General features: G+C 70.5%; 16 protein-coding genes. 9 read left to right on the forward strand and 7 right to left on the reverse strand.

Annotation, left to right across the window (positions count from 1 at the left end; all coding sequences use genetic code 11):
• Nucleotides 1–47 precede the first annotated feature (47 nt).
• Nucleotides 48–1346: a HAMP domain-containing sensor histidine kinase gene (locus V3N99_19040; protein MEO3938830.1), complete on the forward strand. Its 1299-nt coding sequence runs from the start codon at nucleotides 48–50 to the stop codon at nucleotides 1344–1346.
• Between the two features lie 18 nt (nucleotides 1347–1364).
• Here V3N99_19040 and V3N99_19045 read toward each other — a convergent pair whose 3' ends face one another.
• Together V3N99_19045 and V3N99_19050 are read right to left on the reverse strand one after the other, a co-directional pair.
• Complete coding sequence (locus V3N99_19045) at nucleotides 1365–1928, reverse strand: ferric reductase-like transmembrane domain-containing protein (protein MEO3938831.1); 564 nt, start codon at nucleotides 1926–1928, stop codon at nucleotides 1365–1367.
• Between the two features lie 29 nt (nucleotides 1929–1957).
• Complete coding sequence (locus V3N99_19050; protein ID MEO3938832.1) at nucleotides 1958–2407, reverse strand: hypothetical protein; 450 nt, start codon at nucleotides 2405–2407, stop codon at nucleotides 1958–1960.
• Between the two features lie 185 nt (nucleotides 2408–2592).
• Between V3N99_19050 and V3N99_19055 the strand changes: the two genes are divergently transcribed.
• From V3N99_19055 to V3N99_19075, 5 genes are all read left to right on the forward strand, one after another.
• Complete coding sequence (locus V3N99_19055; protein MEO3938833.1) at nucleotides 2593–3258, forward strand: response regulator transcription factor; 666 nt, start codon at nucleotides 2593–2595, stop codon at nucleotides 3256–3258.
• A gap of 504 nt (nucleotides 3259–3762) precedes the next feature.
• Nucleotides 3763–3951 (forward strand): hypothetical protein, encoded by a 189-nt coding sequence (locus V3N99_19060; protein MEO3938834.1) that lies wholly within the window; start codon nucleotides 3763–3765, stop codon nucleotides 3949–3951.
• A gap of 261 nt (nucleotides 3952–4212) precedes the next feature.
• Nucleotides 4213–5328 carry a glycosyltransferase gene (locus tag V3N99_19065; GenBank protein ID MEO3938835.1) on the forward strand — a complete coding sequence of 372 codons (1116 nt, stop codon included), beginning with the start codon at nucleotides 4213–4215 and terminating at the stop codon, nucleotides 5326–5328.
• A 1225-nt stretch (nucleotides 5329–6553) separates the two neighbouring features.
• Nucleotides 6554–6898 carry a hypothetical protein gene (locus V3N99_19070; protein MEO3938836.1) on the forward strand — a complete coding sequence of 115 codons (345 nt, stop codon included), beginning with the start codon at nucleotides 6554–6556 and terminating at the stop codon, nucleotides 6896–6898.
• Nucleotides 6899–7203: 305 nt separating this feature from the next.
• Nucleotides 7204–8307, forward strand: a complete 1104-nt coding sequence (locus V3N99_19075; GenBank protein MEO3938837.1) for a hypothetical protein — start codon at nucleotides 7204–7206, stop codon at nucleotides 8305–8307.
• Nucleotides 8308–9120: 813 nt separating this feature from the next.
• On the opposite strand, the gene V3N99_19080 is transcribed toward V3N99_19075, so the two are convergent.
• Nucleotides 9121–9753 carry an alpha-ketoglutarate-dependent dioxygenase AlkB gene (locus V3N99_19080; GenBank protein MEO3938838.1) on the reverse strand — a complete coding sequence of 211 codons (633 nt, stop codon included), beginning with the start codon at nucleotides 9751–9753 and terminating at the stop codon, nucleotides 9121–9123.
• A 100-nt stretch (nucleotides 9754–9853) separates the two neighbouring features.
• On the opposite strand from V3N99_19080, the gene recO reads away from it, so the two are divergent.
• From recO to V3N99_19095, 3 genes are read left to right on the forward strand one after another with little or no spacing between them, the layout of a single operon-like run.
• Entirely contained in the window at nucleotides 9854–10723 is an 870-nt protein-coding gene (gene recO / locus V3N99_19085; GenBank protein ID MEO3938839.1) for a DNA repair protein RecO, read from the forward strand.
• Complete coding sequence (locus tag V3N99_19090) at nucleotides 10720–11502, forward strand: isoprenyl transferase (GenBank protein MEO3938840.1); 783 nt, start codon at nucleotides 10720–10722, stop codon at nucleotides 11500–11502. Before recO ends, V3N99_19090 begins: the two co-directional genes overlap by 4 nt.
• Before the next feature lie 21 nt (nucleotides 11503–11523).
• Nucleotides 11524–13023, forward strand: coding sequence for an NAD(P)/FAD-dependent oxidoreductase (locus tag V3N99_19095; GenBank protein MEO3938841.1), 1500 nt, complete (start codon nucleotides 11524–11526; stop codon nucleotides 13021–13023).
• A 3-nt stretch (nucleotides 13024–13026) separates the two neighbouring features.
• On the opposite strand, the gene V3N99_19100 is transcribed toward V3N99_19095, so the two are convergent.
• Genes V3N99_19100 through V3N99_19115 form a run of 4 tightly spaced genes read right to left on the reverse strand, consistent with a single transcriptional unit; the run spans nucleotide 13027 to nucleotide 16274 of the window.
• Complete coding sequence (locus tag V3N99_19100) at nucleotides 13027–13419, reverse strand: Fur family transcriptional regulator (GenBank protein MEO3938842.1); 393 nt, start codon at nucleotides 13417–13419, stop codon at nucleotides 13027–13029.
• Nucleotides 13416–14453: a metal ABC transporter permease gene (locus tag V3N99_19105; GenBank protein MEO3938843.1), complete on the reverse strand. Its 1038-nt coding sequence runs from the start codon at nucleotides 14451–14453 to the stop codon at nucleotides 13416–13418. The genes V3N99_19100 and V3N99_19105 overlap by 4 nt, the downstream gene beginning before the upstream one ends.
• Nucleotides 14446–15345 carry an ATP-binding cassette domain-containing protein gene (locus V3N99_19110; GenBank protein MEO3938844.1) on the reverse strand — a complete coding sequence of 300 codons (900 nt, stop codon included), beginning with the start codon at nucleotides 15343–15345 and terminating at the stop codon, nucleotides 14446–14448. Before V3N99_19110 ends, V3N99_19105 begins: the two co-directional genes overlap by 8 nt.
• Nucleotides 15342–16274, reverse strand: coding sequence for a metal ABC transporter substrate-binding protein (locus tag V3N99_19115; GenBank protein MEO3938845.1), 933 nt, complete (start codon nucleotides 16272–16274; stop codon nucleotides 15342–15344). The genes V3N99_19110 and V3N99_19115 overlap by 4 nt, the downstream gene beginning before the upstream one ends.
• Nucleotides 16275–16324: the final 50 nt, after the last annotated feature.

The following is a 16324-nucleotide window of genomic DNA, read 5'->3' on the forward strand; positions in this document are numbered from 1 at the left end:
CGCGCAGGGGTGGGAGCGTGCGCGGCCCGGGCTCGTATCCTGCTCGGATGAGACCCGGAGGCCTCCGGCCGTCGTCGAGCGAGGGCGGCCGGCTGCGCCGCACGACCTGGAGGCTCGGTCTGGTGACCGGGGTGCTCGTCCTCGCCAGCGTCGCCCTCACGGCCCTGGCGGTCGCGTGGGCCTTCTCGCGCGCCACCGACAGCGAGACGAACGACCTGCTCACCCAGTCCGTCGCACGCAGCAGCGATCCGGCGCTCGCGGCGCCGGGGACCTACCTCGTGACGCTTGGCCCGGACGGTCTGGCGGTCACCCCCGGGATCCCGGCCGGCCTGCCCGACCGTGACGCTCTCGACCGGGTGGCCGCTGGAGGGCCGACCGAGCAGGGCGTCATCGATGTCGACACCACCTCCGGTGCTCGTTACTACGTGGTGCGCACGATGCGTCGGGAGGGTCTCGTGGTGCAGGCGGTCGTCGACCACACGCAGACCGAGGAGGCTCAGGAGCGACTCCGTGCCGCGCTCGTCCTCGCCGTCGGGATCGGAGCCGTGCTGGCGGCGGCAGTCGCCAGCGTGGTGGCCCGGCGCGCCGCACGACCCCTCGTCGCCGTCATCGCTGCGCAGCGTCGCTTCGTGGCGGACGCGAGCCACGAGCTGCGTACGCCGCTCACCCTGCTGAGCACGAGGGCCCAGCTGCTGGCGCGGCGGCACGCGCGCGGGGGCGAGGACGTCGCGGTCCGGGACGACCTCGAGGCCCTGGTGCGCGACGTCTCCGTGCTCTCCTCCATCCTCGACGACCTCCTGCTAGCGGCGGATCCCGAGGCCGACCGGGTGTGGGAGACCATCAGGGTCGGCGACCTCGCTCGTGAGGTGAGCGAGTCGGCGCAGGCCCACGCGGCCTCGCAGGGTGTCGACGTCGTCGTGACCGTCCGGGACGCGGTCGATCGGGAGGGCGCGGACGGGTCGATATCGAGGGGGTCCGACACGAGGGTGGTCGCCGTGCCGGTGGCCCTGCGTCGGGCGATCACCGCCCTGATCGACGGAGGGATCGACCACGCGTCCACCAGGGTGGACGTGCAGGTGCGCCGCGAGGGGGCGCGCGTGGTCGTGCTCGTCGCCGATGACGGACCGGGGGTCCCCGGGGCCGACGACGAGGAGCGCCAGCTGGTCTTCGCCCGCTTCCACCACCGGCCGGGTGGGGCGGGAGCAGCCAGGAGCCGCACCCACCACGGGATCGGTCTGGCCCTCGTCGCCGAGGTCGTCGAGACGCTCGGCGGCACGGTGCGCGTCGCTCCTCGCGCGGACGGTCAGGCGGGCGCTGCCTTCACGATCAGCCTCCCGGCCGCCTGACCGCGACACCGGCCCGAGTCAGCGCCACTCACCGTCGGCGATCCGCTCGCGATGCTCGGCATGGGGGTCGGCGCTCGCTGCCCGCCAGGCGAGGGTGAGCAGCCCTGCTACCCCGCAGGCCACCGTCGCATGCCGCAGGCCCAGCTCGTCCGCGGTGCCCAGCAGCAGTCCGTGGACGACGGCCAGCGGCCAGAGCAGGAGGCTGAGCCAGTGGACGGCGCGCCACAGCGGCTCAGGCAGCCTGTGTCGCCACACCGAGGTGACGACGACCGCCACCACCAGGTCGACCGCGATCGTGCCGAGCCCCACCCACACCCGCTCGTATCCGGAGGTGAAGGGTACGAGCGCCGAGATCAGGTCGATCGAGACGAAGGTCTCCGCGACGGCCGTCGCGACGTGCGTCAGGAGGAACGCCAGCAGGCCGAGGCTGAGCGAGCGGTGCAGGCCCATGACGACGGCGGCACGAGTGGCGCGGGGTGGGCGTCTCGACGCCACGACAGCCCCCAGACAGACCACGAGAGTGAGCAGCACGATGCTCGCCACGCCGGTGGCCCGCGAGACGTACCAGAGCAGCTCGTTCATTGGTGCCACCCGTCCATCGTGGCTGTGGGTCAGGACCCGCTGGTGGTGGTCCCGCCGCTACCCGCGGCCGGACCCACGGGGGAGACCGGCGAAAAGCTCTGCGCCTGCGCCGCGGCCGCCTGGGCTGCAGCTGCGTCAGCGGCCGCCTGGGCTGCGGTGGCGGCCTGCGCCGCGGCTGCCTGCTGGGCTGCTGACCTGGCCTGGGCCGCCTGCTGTGCCGCCAGCGCGGCGGCCTCGCTGGCTGCGGCCTCCTGAGTGGCCGCCTTCTGGGCGGCCACCCTACGGGCCGTCGCCCGCTGAGCGGCTGCAGTGGTGGCTGCAGCCTGCGCTGCGCTCACCCGGGCGGAGGCGCCGACGGTGGCTGTGTGGTCGATGGCGAGGTGGGTGCTGAGGGCTCCCACTCCAGCGAGGGAGAGCGCCATGACGCTGCGTGAGATGGCCCGGGTGACGGTGAGGGCGCGGGGATGGTTCGTCGGCATGTCGGGGTCGTCCTCGGGTCGCTGGTCGGGCTCGGGGCCGGGTGGGTCCCCCCACCATGGCGGGTGCGCCTTGGTGGCTCGTGAGACGGACCTGTCCGCCCCGTGTGCCGCTCTGAGAATCGCCCAGAAACGATGGGCGGCGACCCGGGCCACGGCCCCGGTGGCGCCGCTCTATGGTGGAGGACATGGCACCGCCACCTCGGCTCCTGCTCGTCGAGGACGACCTCGAGCTGGTGCTGATGCTCGAGGAGATCCTCCGAGGCGAAGGATACGCCGTCGACGTCGCCCGCGACGGGCCACACGGTCTCGACCTCGGGCTGACCAGGGAGTACGACGTCGTGGTCCTGGACCGTGGCCTACCCGTCCTCGACGGCCTCGACCTCCTGTCCCGCCTGCGCCGCCGCGGCCGCTTCGTCCCCGTGCTCGTCCTGTCGGCCCTCGGCACGGCACGCGACCGGGTGGAGGGCCTCGACGCCGGTGCCGAGGACTACCTGGTCAAGCCCTTCGACATCGAGGAGCTGCTCGCCCGGCTCCGGGCCTTGCGCCGACGGCACGAGGAGCGGGCCGAGCGCCTGCCGATCCCTGGCGGATCGGTGTCGGTGTCGGCACCAGAAGTCCTGCGCGACAGCGGCGTCCGGGTCGAGCTGTCAGCGCGCGAGCATCTCTTCCTGTGCCAGCTCGCCCGCTTCCCCCGGCGGGTCTTCACGCGCGAGGAGCTGCTGGCCGGGGTCTTCGACGGGGCTGGCGATCCCGGGCTGGTCGACACCTACGTGCACTACCTGCGGCGCAAGCTCGACCGCCGCGTCGTCCGCACCGTGCGCGGTGTCGGCTACCAGCTCGGGGACGTCTGAGTGGTCGTCGCGCGCGGTCTCCGTCGGAACTCAGCGCACGCCCTGCACCCTGAACTGCACGGACACCCGCGGTCCCACCGCGGCCGACGTCTTGGGGACGGCGTGGTCGCACAACCATGCGCCTTGCTGTACGCGCAGGTACCTGGGGCGGTCAGGAGATGTAGGCTCCCGCGTGATCTGTCGTCGGAGCAGCGCTCTGGCCTGCGGTTTGACAAGAAGCTGAGACGCTCGCTTTCTCACTATCTTGTCCAGATCCTCAGTTGCGGCATACCGCAGGACGCCCCGGTCCCGGGGCACCGATCCGGACGGGCTAAGCGGGACGCCAACTGCGGCGGACCAAGGTTGCCCTCCGCAGCTCCCGCAGGGGTTCGGCTTGCGGGAACGCCCAGCGGCCGCCGCAACTCTTGCGAACATCCCACGGCACCCAACCGAAAATGCGATCATCATGAGGTGCCGCGAAACTAATCGAGGGACCATCGCGGTCGTCACCGCGGCCTGCCTGTCGTGGACGCCTCTGGTCTCAACCGCCTCCAGCCGGGCGCCGTGCGTGTCCTCGCCTTCATCGCCTGCGGGACCGTGTGGCTCGTCATCGTCGGCGTCACGGCGGTGGTCAACACTACCGCAAGCCCGTTTTACCGGACCGTCGGCGCCGCGGCTGTGTTTGCTGGCGTTCTCACCGTCATCTCGTTCTAGCTCTACCTGCGGCCCGGCTTCCTCACCCACGAGGCCTGGCGCCGATCAGCACGGCGACATCTGTTCGGGTTGGCGCTACGCCACGCCTGGATCTGCACCGTCCCCGCCGCCCTGACCGTTTGGTACCTTACCGGCGATCGCTTCTGATGCCATGGGCGAGTCTGCTGCACGGGGCGGAGACCGGCAGGACACGCCCTGAGGTGTTTTGGGAAGGGATCGGCTACCGGACCGACCCCCTACGATGCGCGGGTGACTCGACGCATGCTGTTCACCGCTGCGGGCGGCCACGGGCACCTGCAGCCGTTGCTGCCTCTGGCGGAGCAGGCCGCTCGCGCTGGTCACGAGGTCCTCGTGACTGCGGCTGCGTCACTCGCCGGGCACGTGACCTCTCGTGGCCTGGCGTTTGCCCCAACCGGCCCTGACCTGAAGCCCATCCACGCGCCCCTCGTCGTCCACTCTCTCGACAAGGAGCGGCGGGTCGTCGCTGACTACTTCGTGGCTCAGCTCGGTCACTCTCGCGCGACAGCGGTCCTTGACCTGTGCCGGGCCTGGCGACCAGATGTCGTCGTTCATGACGAGGTCGACTTCGGGGCTGCCGTCGCGGCCGAGGCAGCCGGGCTGCCACACGTGTCCGTCATCGTCATCGGCGCAGGCCGCTTCATCCTCGCCGAGCTCGTGCAAGAACCCCTGGCGCGCCTGTCATCGGACTTCGACGTCGACCCCCGCGGCAACGCCGAGCTCCGCCACGGACAGCTGACTCTGACCCCGTTCCCCGCATCGTTTCGGCACCCCAGTGACCGGCTACCCGGCAACGTCGTCGGTTACCACCTCCAGGCGCCGCCGAGGAGCACGGTTAGACAGGACGGCGCAGCGGCCTTCGTCACGCTCGGGACGATCTTTAACACCGAGTCGGGCGACCTCCTGCGAACAGCATCATTGGGCGCGGCCGCTTGCCCCGAAGTGGAAAGGGTCATCGTCGCGACCGGAGAGTACCTCGATCCGGCCGTCCTGGGTCAGCTGCCGCGTCACGTGGCTGTGCACCGGTTCGTCAGACAGGACGCCGTCTTGTCGGAGTGCGACCTCGTCGTCAGTCACGCCGGCTCAGGGACGGTCCTTGGTGCCCTCAGCCAGGCCTTGCCCACCGTCAGCCTGCCCATGGGCGCTGATCAGCAGCTCAATGCCGATCGCTTGAAGGCACTTGGACTCGGTATGACGCTCACCGCCGACGAAGCGGACGTCGACCAGGTACGTGACGCCGTCGCCGCCGTCCTCACGTCGGCTGCCATCGCTCAGAAGCTGGATGCGGTGCGCACCGAGATCTCCGCCCTGCCGGGCATCGAGGGAGCAATCCGGGCGGTCTCTGACCTCGTGGCATAGGCAACCCCACCGACAGCTGTCGCGACCCAACTCCACTCAGGGCGTGGGCAGCGCTTGTCCCGCTCGGGGATCCCTGACCGGGACGACACCCGAGCTGGCGCCCGTAGCGCCTACGAGGCAGGGCGTTGTCCGTTGTCGCCGGACTTCTAGGCTGTAATGTTGGCTTCCACCTGCGAGTACAGGAGTCTGCCGTGACGAACTCTCAACCCCCCAGTGACGATGAGACCCAAAGATAGCAAGCCCTCACTCTAGGCAACGCTTACGGAGGGATCAGTAACACAACCACGGGGACCAGTGTAAGATCAACGTATTCGATGCATTCAAAGCAGTACGTTCGAAGGCAGTTCGTGCGATGACCTCGGAATCTCCCAAAAACCAGCCAGCCCTCACATTCGTGGGCAGTTGGTTCAAGCGAGGAATAAAATTCAGCGGGCCTCTTGTTCGTTTAACGGTTACGCGTGATCAACTTCAGTTTCGACCTAGGGCTTATCTTTCGGGAAGCAGTTATCCATCGGGAAGACATTCGATCCATATCTTATGGTGGCGGCGGGTTTCTTATCTGGTCGGCGGGAATACAAATTGTGACTCGTCGAGATGCTCGCCACTACTTTGCCGGGTTCAATAATGAATCTATTATTGGGGGGTTGCGCTCTCAAGGCTATGCCGTGAATATCAGATAGCTTGATCCAACAATTTACTTGTTAGGGCATTGAGTTTCGCCTCTCGTGCTAGTCGCGCCTGTCGGATCGACATCACTAAGTGCCATCACCGGATCCGTATCGCGAACGTATCTTAAATGACGGGACCTCGAGTGTGCTGCACGATAGGCGACAGGCTGGACACCGCCCTGAGGTGTCCTAGTGAAGGATCCTCGACCGGGACGAGCCGCAAACTGCTCGGTCAGTCCTCATGACGTCACGACCCTGCTCACGCACAAGCCGCAGAGAGCCAAGCATCCTGTTGAGCGTCTCTCGGTCGTGGCCGTGCCAAGCTCGGCGCCCCGAGCTGCGGTGTCCTCGGTCCCAGTTCTGACCTGGGGCCCCGTACCCTTGCAGATGAGAGTTTCTCGTTGTTCCCGGAGCGCGATGAGCGCGCGACTGAGGGTGGTGTTGTCGTGGGCGGGTACCGGCCATCGAGGGTGTGGGGCGCGGGCGTGCTGATTGGATGTGTCGTGGGGGCCGGCGGCTGCTCCGGGGCCTCGGGGGGATCTGCGGCGCCGTCGCCGGTGATCACCTGGACGGCGGCAAAGGCAGCCGACATTGCGGAGCCGACGACGGACGCGGTCGATTACGGCGACGGCCCGGTCCGGGTCACGGCAGCATGGGGCGCACCTAGTCAGCTGCGGATCGTCACCTGGGCCAGTTCCGGCTGTCCACAGCTTCCCGACTCGGTAACAGGAACCGCACACACCATTACCGTTACCACCAAGGCGTTCAACCCCAGCGGAGACGGCTGCACCGCCGACGCAGCCCCGGCTACCGCGGTGGTGGGCGTACCGGCCGTCGTCGACCAGAGCGCGGCCACCACGCTTACCATCAACGCCACGACTCTGACCCTGCCCGGCCGATAGCAGGCCACTGGCTGCCTTTATACCGAAGGTCTCCTGCAGCATCCTGTGCTGCGGCTGTTTCACCCCTGATCCTTGCTTCGACGTGGTGATGGGGTGGATGTCCGTGGCGGCGCCTGCCGCACGGCAAAGCGCGTCAGCGTGGACTGAAGGCTTGGGGTGCCGTTGTGATGATTCGACGTAAGTTGTCGATGGCGCTGGTGGTCGGCGCAGTGTCGGCGGGTGTGCTTGGCCAGTCACCAGCGTTGGCGACCGTAGCCGAGATGCAGCCGACAGCGGTTGGGTCCCCGACAGCCTCAGCAACCCCGGTGTCCGGGCCCAACATCGAGGCGCTGTACAGCCTCGTTCATGCCAACGGTGACGAGTACGCGGGCATCGCCGCCAACGGGCCCGAGGACGTCACCGTGATGGTGGTTGCGGGTCCCACGGCGAACCGGGCCGCCACCCAGGCGCTCACCCGGGCCGCCTCCGGCGCCGTCGCCGCTGGCACTGCTGGCGTCGACGCCACAGGCACCGCCCTGGTGTCCATCGGGTCAGGAACGATGCGTACCCGTGCCGTGGGCCGTTCGTTAACCCAGCTCCTCGCCCTGCAGACCGCACTCAATGACGAGATCGTCGCCGGAAAGCGGCCCGGCCTGGTCGGCACCGGTGTCGACGTGCTGGCCAACAAGGTCGAGGTCTACAGCCCCACCCCCGACCAGGTCCGCCCGTCTGTAGAAGCCGCCTACCCCGACCAGGTGCTCGTCAAGTACGGCACCGAGGGCACGGCAGCCTCAGGCCGACAGAGCGACAGCGACCCGTTCTACGGCGGCGGCCGCATCAAACGCACCACCGACGGACGCGCGTGCACCAGCGGATTCCGCATCACTGGGAGCGACGGCGTCGGCTACATGGTCACCGCCGGCCACTGCTTCGCCCAGAACGACACCGTCTACAACGGAACCGGCAGCGCCTCCCTCGGCAAGGTCACCTTCCGCCGCTACGGCAGTGACAACCTTGACAACGAACTCATCAGCGGTGCCAGCTACTCCGCAAGAATCTTCACCGGATCCACCACCTCGACCACCTCCATCCCGGTGAAGTCGCTCGGATACTCCTGCGGGTACTGCAACGTCTACTTCAACGGCTCCTTCACCGGCCAGTCCTTGGGCAAGATCGACAGCAGTGACCCCAGCATCGGCACCTGCTTCCTGGTCTCCGGAGACTACTCGTGCGGCATCGTCAAGGTCAGCCCCACCAGCGGCACCCTCTGCGGCTCGGGCGACAGCGGCAGCCCCGTCTTCGCAACCAACGGCAGCGGTGGCGCCATCGCCATCGGGATCGACCAGAGCTACTTCAGCGATGGCTCCTGCGGCTACACCATCCTTGGCAGGATCCTCGGCTACTGGGGCGCCACCCTCACCACCGGATAGCGCGTAACAATGACAAGGCCGGACAAACTGAGCACGATGTCCTCCAGGGCTCCGGCTTGGATTGGTAGGCTGCTCGCCTCTCGCGGCGCCATGTGGCCGACGGCCCGCGCTGCCCCCCTACGCGATCTTGTCCGCAAGCCGAACCCCATACGGGAACGCCACAGGTCGGGCGCCGTGCGCCCGCAGAGGTGTCTTGCAAGACCCGCCCGGAAAAGATTCCCGCACGGGTGCCCCATGCGGGAAACATACCACTGGCCGGCACGTCGAGCCCTCGCCCGCCTGCGTCCTTGGCACCAACACAAACCCGGAACACCGACACGCCGCCGACACGAAAGTGGAACTCCGACACGAAATCCGGATCCCTACAGAGAGACACTGCAGAGACCCGAGCGGGCGGCCCTGCCTGCGGCGGAAGCCGCTCAGTCACGGTGGCCGAGCGTGGCGTCGAGGCCGACAACTCCGAGTCAGTGGGCGAGTTCATCGACTTCACCGCCGTTGCTCGTTTACTGGCGTCGTGCCGGGCGCGCCCCGGGCGCTCGACTGACGACCATGGGACATCTGGCGGTAGGACGGTCGGCACGCGATGGTCAGGCGATCGGCCGACCTCTGCACGCCCGGGCGCCCCTCAAGGGCGGTAGACGTGGGCGTGGTGGTTGCTCCGCACCACGCTGATCTCCTCGGTGCGGGCGTTGATCCGGCAGACGATCCGGTAGGTGTCGCGCCTCGCCGACCAGGGCCGACCTCGCGCCGGGGGGAGGGCTCACCCAGCCGATGGTGGGCTGGGCCCGTGCAAGACGATCCCGGCGATGAGCCTTACCTGACGCCCGATACGCGAAACTGTATCGAGATGCGCGGCCCGGACACGCTACGTGATTTCGGCACTGCGTGGTCCCAGGTGCGCTGGCAGGAGCCGCCCATCACCACCAGGTCTCCGGGGCCGAGCGGCAGGCGCACGGTGGCGCCCACGCCGTCACGCGGGCGCAGGTGGAGGGACCGGGAGGAGCCGACCGACAGGATGGCGACCATGGTGTCCTCGACCCGGGAGCGGCCGATGCGGTCGCCGTGCCACGCCACGCTGTCGCGTCCGTCGCGGTAGAGGCAGAGCCCCGCCGTGCGGAAGCGCTCGCCCAGCTCGGCCTCGTAGTGGTCCGACAGCAGCTCACGCGCTGCGACCAGGGTCGCATGGGGCAGGAGGTCGTCGGCAGCGTAGAACGCCGTCAGCCGCGGCACGTCGACCACCGCGTCGTACATCTGGCGCCGCTCGGCCCGCCACGGCACCTGAGCCAGCAGCTGCTCCAGGAGGCCGTCGGCCCCTCGCAGCCAGCCTCTCCGCAGGTCGACCCAGGCACCGTGGCCGAGGGTGCGCCGCTCGGTGCCCGGGACGAGGGGGAGCAGCTCGCACGGGTCGTCGAGGTCGAGCAACGACGCCTGCATGGTCCACGACATGCGTCGAGCGTAGCCGAGTCATCGAACACCTGTCCGATTCCCCTGGCCGGTCCCCGCGGGTCGGCGCGGCATCCGGCCCCGCGCGGGTGAGAATGGTGGGGTGCCGCTCTACCGAGACGAGGCGGTCGTCCTGCGGACGCACAAGCTCGCCGAGGCCGACCGCATCATCACGCTCCTCACGCGCCGCCGGGGCAAGGTCCGGGCGGTGGCCAAGGGGGTGCGGCGCACCCGCTCGCGCTTCGGCGCGCGGCTCGAGCCGTTCATGGTCGTCGACCTGCAGTGCTACGAGGGTCGCAACCTCGACACGGTCACCCAGGTCGAGACCCTCGCGCCCTACGGCGACGCCATCTGCCGCGACTACACCGCCTACACCGCGGCGACCGTCATGGTCGAGACCGCCGACCGGCTCACCGAGGAGCACGAGCCCGCGCCTCAGCAGCACCTGCTGCTCGCCGGGGCGTTGCGCTCGCTGACCGGCGGCGAGCACGACCCGTCTCTGGTCCTCGACGCCTACCTGTTGCGCTCGCTCGCCGTGGCCGGGTGGGCTCCGAGCTTTCACGACTGCGCCAAGTGCGGTGCCCCCGGCCCGCACCGCAGCTTCAACATCGCCTCGGGGGGCACCGTCTGCCTCGTGTGCCGCACACCCGGGTCGGCGGCCCCGTCCGACGAGACCATGCGGTTGCTGGCCTCACTGCTCAGCGGCGACTGGGGCACGGCCGACTCCACCCCACTGCGCAGCCGGCGCGAGGGCAGTGGGCTGGTCTCGGCGTTCCTGCAGTGGCACCTGGAGCGGGGTGTGCGGTCGCTGCGGCACGTCGACCGCGACGGCCCGGTGCCCGTGGTGCGGGCGATCCCGACCCTCGAGCTCGAGGGGCTGGGAGCCGTCGACCTCAGCCGGGTGCAGCCCCCGCTCGACCGCCACCCCGCCCTCGACCAGCACCTCGCCGAGGCCGCCAAGGAGCCCGTGTGACCCGCACCTACGCCCGACCCTTCCCGCACCCGAGCGGGGCGACCCCGCCCGTGCTCCCGCCGGAGCTCGTGCCCCGTCACGTCGCGCTCATCATGGACGGCAACGGACGCTGGGCGAATGCCCGCGGGCTGCCCCGGACCAAGGGCCACGAGGCCGGTGAGGCGTCGCTGCTCGACGTCGTGGCCGGGGCGATCGACATCGGCGTGACGCACCTGTCGGCCTACGCCTTCTCGACCGAGAACTGGCGCCGGTCGCCCGACGAGGTGCGCTTCCTCATGGGGTTCAACCGCGACGTCATCCGGCGCCGGAGGGACCAGCTGCACGAGTGGGGAGTGCGCATGCACTGGGTCGGGCGCACCCCCCGGCTGTGGCGCTCCGTGGTCAAGGAGCTCGAGGTCGCGCAGGAACTGACCAAGGACAACACCGGCCTCACCCTCTACTTCTGCGTCAACTACGGCGGCCGGGCCGAGATCGCCGACGCCGTCCAGCGCATCGCCGAGGAGGTCAGGGCCGGCCGGATCAAGCCGTCGTCCATCGACGAGAGGACGATCCGGCGCCACCTCGACGTGCCGTCGATGCCCGACGTCGACCTCTTCGTGCGCTCCTCGGGGGAACAGCGCACCTCGAACTTCCTTGTCTGGCAGTCGGTATACGCCGAGATGGTCTTCCAGGACACCCTGTGGCCCGACTACGACCGCCGTCACCTGTGGCAGGCCATCGAGACGTATGCCGCGCGCGACCGCCGTTACGGCGGAGCGGTCGACACCCCACAGGCCTGACCCGCGTCATACGGTGGGCGCATGGCCACTCGAGCAGACACCGCCCGCAAGACCGAGCCCGACACCTGGGACGTCGTCGTGATCGGTGGTGGGCCGGCGGGGGAGAACGCCGCCGACTACGCCATCCGGGGCACCTCCCGCACCGCTGTCATCATCGAGTCGGAGCTGGTCGGCGGCGAGTGCTCCTACTGGGCCTGCATGCCCAGCAAGGCCCTGCTGCGCTCGGTCGAGGTCGCCCGGATCGCCACCGGGCTGCCGGGGCTGGCCGGCCGGATCAGCTCGCGGGGGATCGACGTCAAGGCGGTGCTCGCTCGGCGCGACTCCTTCACCTCGCACCTCGACGACGCCGGCCAGGTGAAGTGGGCCAAGGGCGCGGGCATCGACGTGGTGCGAGGGAGAGCGAGGCTCAAGGGCATACGCACCGTCGAGGTCGAGGGCGCCGGAGCGCCGCGCACGATCCACGCCCGTGAGGCCGTCATCCTCGCCACCGGCACGACGGCCTCCGTCCCTCCGATCCCCGGCCTGGCCGAGGCCCTGCCGTGGACCTCGCGCGACGTCACCAACCTGCACGAGGTGCCGCGCCGGGTCGCGGTGATCGGCGGGGGTGTCGTCGCGTGCGAGGCCGCGAGCTGGCTGCTGGGTCTCGGGGTCGAGGAGCTGACCCTGGTCGAGCCGGGGGAGCGGCTGCTCGGGCGGGCCGAGCCGTTCGCGGGCGAGCTCGTGCGGGCAGGGCTGCGCGCACGCGGGGCGACGGTGCTCACGGGTCGGTCGGTCACCGGCGTCACGCGTCGCGAGCCGAGGGAGCGCGGCGTGGGGCACGTCGCGGGTGGGAGCGTCACGCTCGAGCTGGGGCGGCGCCGGGTGGTCGCCGACGAGGTCGTCGTCGCGACGGGGCGCACCCCCTCCACGGCCGACCTGGGCTTCGAGACCCTCGGCATCGCCGACAGCGTCGCGGCCAACCGCGGCTATGTCGCGGTCAACGACCGCCTCGAGGTCGAGGGCGTGCCCGGGCACTGGCTGTATGCCGTGGGCGACGTCAACGGTCGCGCCCTGCTCACCCACATGGGCAAGTACCAGGCCCGCATCGCGGGCGCCGTCATCGCGGCCCGCGCGCGCGGCGAGCGGGTGGCGGGCAAGGAGTACCGCGACCTCTCGAGCGAGCGTGCCGTCCCGTCGGTGACCTTCACCGCACCCGAGGTGGCCAGCGTCGGTCTGACCGAGGCGGCTGCGGTGGCGGCGGGCGTCGACGTCGAGACCGTGGAGTACGACATGGCCTCCGTCGCCGGGTCGGCCCTGCTGCGCGACGACTACGTCGGTCGGGCCAAGCTGGTGATCGACCGGTCGCGCGACACCCTGGTCGGCGCGACCTTCGTCGGTGACGGCAGCGCCGAGCTGCTGCACTCGGCCACCGTGGCCATCGTCGGGTCCGTGACCCTGGCCGACCTCTGGCACGCGGTGCCGAGCTATCCGACGGTCAGCGAGGTCTGGCTGCGTCTGCTGGAGGCCCGCCGCTCGAGGTGACCGTCAGTCGCAGTCGGAGCAGGTGCCGATGATCTCGAGGGTGTGCTCCACGTCGCGGAAGCCGTGCTCGGCGCTCACCGACGCGGCCCACCGCTCGACGGCGGGGCCCTCGACCTCGACGGTGCGGCCGCAGTGGCGGCAGACGAGGTGGTGGTGGTGGCCGGTGCTGCAGCTGCGGTAGACGGCCTCGCCGTCGCCGGTGCGCAGCACGTCGACGTCGCCCTCGGCGGCCAGCCCCTGGAGCGTGCGGTAGACGGTCGCCAGCCCGATGGTGTGGCCGGTGGACCGCAGGCGGGCGTGCAGGTCCTGGGCCGAGGTGAACTCGCGGCCCTCGAGCAGCGCCTGCGCCACCAGACTCTGCTGACGGGTGGGACGACGTGTCGTGCGCGCGCTCACGGGCGACCCCCTCGGCCCTGCGGTGCGGGCTCACCCGGGCGGTCGCCGTCGTGCTCGTGCTCGTGCGTGCGCTCGTCGTGCTCGTCGTAGTGCTCCTCGTGCGGCGCGTGCCGGTGCCCGTCGTGGAGGTAGTCGACGTGGTCGCCGTGGGCGACGGCCGGGTGCCCGCAGTCCAGTCCGTGCTCGTGCGGGTGGCGCCTCACCGCCGCATGCACCCTCGACAGCACCCGGCTGCGCAGGCTCACTCCGGCTGCGACGAGCAGGAAGAGGCCGATCGCGAGCAGCACGATCGTGCCGCCCGAGGGGGTGTCGGCCTCGTAGGAGACGACGACGCCACCCACGGCGGCCACGAGGCCGATGAGCGAGGCCCATCTCATGGCGCTGGCGAAGCTGCGGGCGAAGAGCTGGGCCGCGGCGTTGGGCACGATCATCAGGGCGCTGATGAGCAGCAGCCCCACGATGCGCATCGAGACGACGACCGTCACGGCGGTGAGCACGCCGACCGTGATGTTGAGCGGCAGCACCGGCATCCCGCTGGCGCGGGCGTACTCCTCGTCGTTGGCGACGGCGAAGAGCCGCGGCCGCAGCAGGCTCGTGCCGAGCAGCACGACGAGGGCCAGCGCCGCGAAGACCCAGAGATCGTCGGGGCGCACGGTCGTGATGGCGCCGAAGAGGTAGGCCGTGAGGTTGGCGGGGGTGCCTCCCGGCGCCTTCGCGATGATGACCACCCCGAGAGCGATGCCTCCGTAGAAGATCAGTGCGAGGGCGACGTCACCGCTGGTGCGGCCGCCAGCCCGGATCAGCTCGATGATCACGGCCGCGGCGACCGCGAGCACGAGGGCCGCCCACACGGGCGAGGTGCTGGTGAACAGGCCGATCGCCACCCCGGCGAGCGCGACGTGACCCATCCCGTCGCCGATGAGCGACAGCCTGCGCTGGATCAGGAAGATGCCCACGAGGGGGGCGACGAGACCCACGAGCACGGCGGCCACGAGGGCGCGCTGCATGAAGTCGTAGGACAGCAGGTCAAGCACGGTGCGTCCTGCGGCGGTCGGCGGGCTCGCGGCGCTCCCCGGGGGCCACGGGGTCGAGCGGGCCGGCGCTCGGCAGGCCGGGCCGGCGCCCGCGGGCGCCGAGCTCGTCGTCGTGGTGGTGGGAGTGGTGCTCGTGGAGGATCTCGTCGGCGTGCGCGGTGAAGTCGGCCAGGGACCCCTGCCACGTCAGGGCCCCGAGGTCGACCACCACGACCCGGGTCACCACGTCTCGGAAGGCCTCCATCTCGTGCGTGACGATGAGCATGGTCACGCCGGTCGCGGCCAGGCGCTCGAGCACCTGCGCCAGGACGTGCTGGTTGGCCGCGTCGACCCCCGCCGTGGGCTCGTCCATGATCAGGACCTCGGGCTCGGAGGCCAGCGCCCGGGCGATGAGCACCCGTCGCTGCTGGCCGCCCGAGAGGGTCGAGACGTCGGTCGTGGCCCGGTCGGCGAGCCCGACGAGGTCGAGGGAGCGGTCGATGACCAGCCGGTCCTGACGGGAGCTGCGCCCCCACCAGCCCTGGTGGCCGAGCCGTCCGGTGGCCACGATCTCGCGGGCGGTGGCCCGCACCGAGGTCGACAGCGTGTGCCGCTGCGGCACGTAGCCGACCCGGGTGTGCTCGCGGAACGAGCGGCGCGGCACCCCGAAGAGCTCGACCTCGCCCCCCAGCTGGTCGATCAGGCCGAGGACGCCCCGCACGAGCGTCGACTTGCCCGAACCGTTGGCGCCGAGCACCGCCACGACCTCGCCGTGCGCAACCTCGAGGGAGGCGTGCGAGACGACCGCGCGGTCGCCGTAGCCGAAGGAGGCGTCCCGCAGCGCCAGGACCGGCACGCTCGCGCCGCCCGGCTGCTGGGGTGGATGCGGGCTGATGGTGGGGGCGGCGTTCACGAGCACCCCTGCCCGGCGCGGAGAGCGGTGAGATCGGCACGCATGACCTCAGGGTAGGTGCGACCCTTCGAGGCTGTCGTGATGCCCTCGATCGGGTCGAGCGTGGCGACCGTCGCGCCGGTCGTGCGGGCGATGGTGTCAGCGAACTTCGGCTCGACGAGGGTCTCGGCGTAGATGGTCGTGACGCCCGTCGACCGCACGAAGTCGCTGATCCGGGCAAGGGTCGAGCCCGACGGCTCGACTTCGGGGTCGAGCCCGGTGATCGGCACCTGGGTGAAGCCGTAGCGCTGCGCGAGGTAGCCGAAGGCGGCATGGCTGGTGACGAGGTCCTTGCGGGCACAGGAGGCCGTGCCGGCCGTGAGCTGCGCGTCGAGCGCGGTCAGGGCGGCGACGAAGCGTGTGGTGCCGGCGGCGTAGTCGCTCGTGTGCGCCGGGTCGACCTGCGCGAGCCGGGCCCCGATCTCCCGACCGACGGCCTCGAACCGCTGGGGGTCCAGCCAGAAGTGGGGATCCTTGGCGCCGGCCGCGGCCGGCACGCCGCCCTCGGGGGGCGCCGCGAGGGTGAGGTCGGCGGCGGGGGCGACGTCGAGGGCGTGGTCGGCGCCCTCCTGGGCGACGGCCTCGTCGACAGCGGGCTGGAAGCCCGCGGCATAGGTGACGAGGTCGGCGTCGGCGACGGAGGCGACGTCCTGCGGCGACAGCTCGATGTCGTGCGGCTCGGCGCCCGGCTTGGTCAGGCTCGTGACGCTCACGAGGCTGCCGCCGATCTGCTCCACGGCGTACTCGATGGGGTAGAAGGAGGCCACGACCCGCACGGTCCCTCTGCCCGGCGGGCCGCCCGCACCCGCCGTCCTCGAGCACCCGGCGACGGCCCCGGCGAGCAGGGTGGTGGCGACGGCGAGCGAGGTGAGGGTGCGGGTTGAGCTCATGTCCCGATCCTGCACCAAGATGAGAATGATTGTCAATATCGCCCTCCGGC

The organism is Dermatophilaceae bacterium Soc4.6, from assembly GCA_039889245.1.
Lineage (GTDB): Bacteria > Actinomycetota > Actinomycetes > Actinomycetales > Dermatophilaceae > Lapillicoccus.